Raw genomic sequence first — 5,139 nt, forward strand, 5'->3', positions numbered from 1 at the left:
GAAAGGAGAGGGCGTTTCCTCCCCGCCCTGAAGGGCGGGGTCTCCACGCCCAACAAACAGATGACCCACCGCACCATCAGCCTGCGCGCGGCGGGGACCGCCCTGGTCCTCGCCGTGCCCGAGGCCGGACTCCCGCACGTCCTGCACTGGGGCGCCGACCTGCCCGACGCCGAGGGGCTGGCCGCCGCCGCGGCGCCCTCCGCCGCGCACAACGACGTCGACCAGCCCCGGCGGCTGTCCCTGGTGCCCGTCCAGGGGGAGGGCTGGCGCGGCCACCCCGGGATCTCGGGCCACCACGAGGGCCGGGTCACCTTCCCCGAGTGGACCGTGCGCGAGGTCCTGGCGGACCCGTTGGAGGACGCCGCCCCCGGCGTGGGCGGGGCCCTCACGGTCCTGGCCGAGGCCGCGGGGATCGCGCTGCGCTGCGAGCTGCGCATGGAGGCCTCCGGGCTGGTCCGCGTCCGCAACACGGTCACCAACACCGACGCCGCGCCGTGGACCCTGGACGCCCTGCGGGTCACCCTGCCCCTGCCCCGCGAGGCGGGCGAGGTCCTGGACCTGACCGGCCGCTGGTGCCGTGAGCGCTCCCCCCAGCGACAGGAACTGGCGACGGGCACCCGCCTGCGCGCCTCGCGCCGGGGCCGGACCGGGCACGACGCCGCGCTGGTCCTGGCCGCCGGGACACCCGGGTTCGGGTTCCGCCACGGCGAGGTGTGGGGCGTGCACACCGCCTGGAGCGGCGACCACGTCCACCTGGCCGAACGCCTGCCCGAGGGCGCCGGGCAGGCCGACGCCGTGCTCGCGGGCGGCGAACTGCTCCACCCCGGCGAGGTGCGCCTGGACCGGGGCGCCTCCTACTCCACCCCGTGGGTGTTCCTCTCCTGGTCCGACCGGGGGCTGGACGGGCTGTCCGCGCGGATCCACCGCTGGCTGCGCGCCCGGCCCGGCCACCCCTCCACCCCGCGCCCGGTGGTGCTCAACACCTGGGAGGCCGTCTACTTCGACCACGACCTCGCCACCCTCAGGCGGCTCGCCGACACCGCCGCGCGGATCGGCGTGGAGCGGTTCGTGCTGGACGACGGATGGTTCCGGGGCCGCCGCGACGACACCGCCGGACTCGGCGACTGGACCGTGGACACCGGCGTGTGGCCCGGGGGCCTGCACCCGCTCTTCGACCACGTGCGCTCCCTGGGCATGCAGGTCGGGCTGTGGGTGGAGCCGGAGATGGTCAACCCCGACTCCGACCTGGCCCGCGCCCACCCCGAGTGGTTCCTGGCCGCCGAGGGGCGCCCGGCCCCGCCCAGCCGCCACCAGCAGCTCCTGGACCTGTCCCGCCCCGAGGCCTTCCGGTACGTGTTCGAGCACCTGGACGCGCTGGTCACCGAGTACCGGCCCGACTACCTCAAGTGGGACCACAACCGCGACCTGCTCGAACCCGTGCACGCCCCCACCGGCGCCGCCGGGACGCACCGCCAGACCCTGGCCGTCTACGCGCTGCTCGACCGGCTGCGCGCCGGGCACCCCGGCCTGGAGATCGAGTCGTGCTCCTCCGGCGGGGGCCGCGTGGACCTGGGGATCCTGGAGCGCACCGACCGCGTGTGGGCCTCCGACACCAACGACCCCCTGGAGCGGCTGGCCGTCCAGCGCTGGACCTCCCTGCTGCTGCCGCCCGAACTGGTCGGCAGCCACGTCGGCGGACGCACCGCGCACACCACCGGCCGCGACGCCGACCTGTCCTTCCGCTGCCTGGCCAGCCTCCTGTCCCACGCCGGGATCGAGTGGGACGTCACCCGCTGCACCGACGACGAGCTGGCCGCGCTGACCTCGTGGATCGCGCTGTACAAGGAACTGCGCCCGCTGCTGCACTCGGGCGAGGCCGTGCACGCCGACGCGCCCGACCCCGCCGAGCAGCTCGACGGGGTGGTCGCCCCGGACGGGAGCGAGGCGGTGTTCCGCTACGCCCGGCTGGCCACCTCCGTCCGTGCCCTGCCGGGGCGGGTCCGGCTGCCCGGCCTGCGCGAGGACCGCGTCTACCGCCTGACGTGGCGGCCGGAGGCGGGTACGCCCTCGACCACGCAGCGCGTGCTCCCGGAGTGGTTCGCCAGCGGCGGGGCCACCGTGTCGGGGGCGGTGCTCACCCGCTCGGGCGTGCAGCTGCCCAACCTCAACCCGTCCCAAGCCCTGCTCCTGCACCTGAGGGAGGCCTGACGTGCCCGCCATCCGCAAGCCCGCCTACCTGGAGGACTTCGCGCCCTCCGAGGGGACCCTCGCGCCCCGCGCCCGCTTCTCCTCCGACGCCCCGTCCCTGGACCTCAACGGCACGTGGCGGTTCCGGCTGCTCGACCGCGCGCGGGCCGACACCGACGGGTTCGAGGAGCCCGGCCACGACGACTCCGACTGGTCCGAACTGCCGGTGCCCGCCCACTGGCAGATGCACGGCCACGGCGCCCCCGCCTACACCAACATCTCCTACCCCTTCCCGATCGACCCCCCGTACGTGCCCGACGACAACCCGACCGGCGACCACCGGCGCGTCTTCGACCTTCCCCGGGAGTGGCCCGAGGGGGCGGCGGTCCTGCGCTTCGACGGGGTCGACTCCTGCTTCCGCGCGTGGCTGAACGGCACCGAGCTGGGCTTCTCCACCGGGAGCCGCCTGGCCGCCGAGTTCGAGGTCGGCCACCTGCTGCGCCCGGGGCGCAACACCCTGGCGGTGCGCGTCCACCAGTGGTCGGTGGCCAGCTACCTGGAGGACCAGGACATGTGGTGGCTGTCGGGGATCTTCCGCGACGTCACCCTCCTCGCCCGGCCCGCCGACGGGGTCGGCGACCTCGCGGTGAGCGCCGCCTACGACCACACCACGGGCACGGGGACCCTGCGCGTGGACGTGGCCGGATCCGCCGACGCCCTGGTCAGCGTTCCCGAACTGGGGCTGGTGGACGCCGCCGCCGGTGTGGACCACGGGGTCGGCGCGGTCGAGCCGTGGACGGCCGAGACGCCCCGCCTGTACGACCTGGAGGTGCGCACACCGGGGGAACGGGTCCGGACGCGGACGGGCTTCCGGACCGTGGAGGTCTCCGGCGGGCTCCTGCGGGTCAACGGCCGCCCCCTGCTGCTGCGGGGCGTGAACCGCCACGAGTGGCACCCCGACCACGGCCGCGCCGTGCCCCGGGAGACCATGCGCGAGGACGTGCTGCTGATGAAGCGGCACAACGTCAACGCCGTGCGCACCAGCCACTACCCGCCCCACCCGGACTTCCTGGACCTGTGCGACGAGCTGGGCCTGTGGGTCGTGGACGAGTGCGACCTGGAGACCCACGGGTTCGAGGAGGTCGGCTGGCGCGGCAACCCCTCCGACGACCCGCGCTGGCGCGAGGCCTACCTGGACCGGATGCGCCGCACCGTCGCGCGCGACCGCAACCACCCCAGCGTCGTCCTGTGGTCCCTGGGCAACGAGTCCGGGACCGGGGAGAACCTGCGGGCCATGGCGGAGTGGACCCGCGCACACGACCCCTCCCGGCCGCTCCACTACGAGGGGGACCGCGACAGCGCCTACGTGGACGTGTACTCGCGCATGTACGCGCCGCACGAGGAGGTGGACGCCATCGGCCGCCGGGAGGAGGCGCCGACCGCCGACCCGGCCGCCGACGGGCACCGGCGCGGACTGCCGTTCGTCCTGTGCGAGTACGGGCACGCCATGGGCACCGGCCCCGGCGGGCTGGAGGAGTACCAGCGGCTCTTCGAGGAGCACGAGCGCTGCCAGGGCGGGTTCGTCTGGGAGTGGATCGACCACGGGGTCCGCCGCCGCGAGCCGGACGGCACCGCGTGGTTCGCCTACGGCGGCGACTTCGGCGAGGCCCTGCACGACGGCAACTTCGTCGCGGACGGCCTGCTGCTGCCCGACCGCACGCCCAGTCCCGGGCTGGAGGCCTACGCCAAGACCGTCGAACCGGTCCGCGTGGTCCCCGACCCGGCCGCCGGGACCGTCCGCGTCACCAACACCTGGGACTTCCGGGACACCGCGGGCCTGGCCTTCGTCTGGCGGGTCGAGGGGGAGGGGATCCCCCTGGGGGAGGGCCCCCTGGACGTGCCGGTGCTCGCCGCCGGGGAGAGCGCCGAGGCGGTGCTGCCCGCACTGCCCGAGCCGTCCGGGGAGACCTGGCTGACCGTGTCCGTCCGGCTGGCCGAGGACCAGCCCTGGGCCCCGGCCGGGCACGAGCTGGCCTGGGGACAGGCCGAGGTGGGCGCCCCCGGGGAGCCGGGCGCGGCAGCGCCGGGGGTTCCGGGTGGGCAGGAAGGGACGAGTGCGTCGGAGAGGTCGGGCGCGCTGCGAGAGCCGCGGGAGCCGGGGGACCCGGGTGCGTGGCCGGGGGCGGAGGGAGCTGTCGTGCTTCCGGCGTCCGCCGGGCAGGACGGCACCGTGCGGATCGGCCCCGGCCTGCTGGACGCGGGGACCGGCGCGCTGCTCTCCGTGGGCGGCCTGCCCGTGGACGCGCCGGCCGTGGACCTGTGGCGCGCTCCGACCGACAACGACGTGGCCCGGCACGGGGACTCCGTGGCCGTCCCCTGGCGCGCGGCGGGGCTGCACCGGCTCACCGAGCGCCTGCTGTCCACCGGCTGGGAGGACGGCGCGTTCGTCGTCCGGACACGGCTGGCTCCGGCGGCCCAGGAGTTCGGCATGCGCGCCGCCTACCGGTGGGGCGCCGACGGGGAGCGCCTGCTCCTGACCGTGGAGGCCGAGGCGGAGGGGGAGTGGCCCTGCCCGCTGCCGCGCTTCGGCGTGCACGTCGGCCTGCCCGCCTCCCTGGGCGAGGCGGAGTGGTTCGGCCGCGGACCCGGGGAGGCCTACCGGGACGTGTCCCAGGCCGCGCGGGTCGGCCGCTTCTCCAGCACGGTCGACGGCCTCCAGACGCCCTACCTGCGGCCCCAGGAGAACGGCAACCGCGTGGACGCCAGGTGGCTCGCCCTGCGGGCGGCGGACGGGACGGGCCTGCGGGTGGAGGGCGACCCGGTGTTCGACTTCACCGCGCGCCGCTGGGACACGGCGGCGCTCGACGCGGCCGACCACCCGCACGAACTGGTCCCCGGCGACCGGATCCACCTGCACCTGGACCAGGCGCACCAGGGCGTGGGCTCGGCCTC

2 protein-coding genes are annotated in these 5,139 nt (G+C 75.9%); both read left to right on the top strand.

Annotated elements, in window-relative coordinates:
* Positions 1-60 precede the first annotated feature (60 nt).
* Complete coding sequence (locus DQW06_RS20345; RefSeq protein WP_117199116.1) at positions 61-2,208, top strand: alpha-galactosidase; 2,148 nt, start codon at positions 61-63, stop codon at positions 2,206-2,208.
* 1 nt (position 2,209) lies between these two features.
* Positions 2,210-5,139 (top strand): glycoside hydrolase family 2 TIM barrel-domain containing protein (locus DQW06_RS20350; protein ID WP_117199117.1); only part of this gene is annotated, 2,930 nt, incomplete at its 3' end.

Origin of the sequence: Nocardiopsis sp. TNDT3, from assembly GCF_003427465.1 — a bacterium.
In the GTDB taxonomy this organism is placed as follows: Bacteria; Actinomycetota; Actinomycetes; order Streptosporangiales; family Streptosporangiaceae; genus Nocardiopsis; species Nocardiopsis dassonvillei.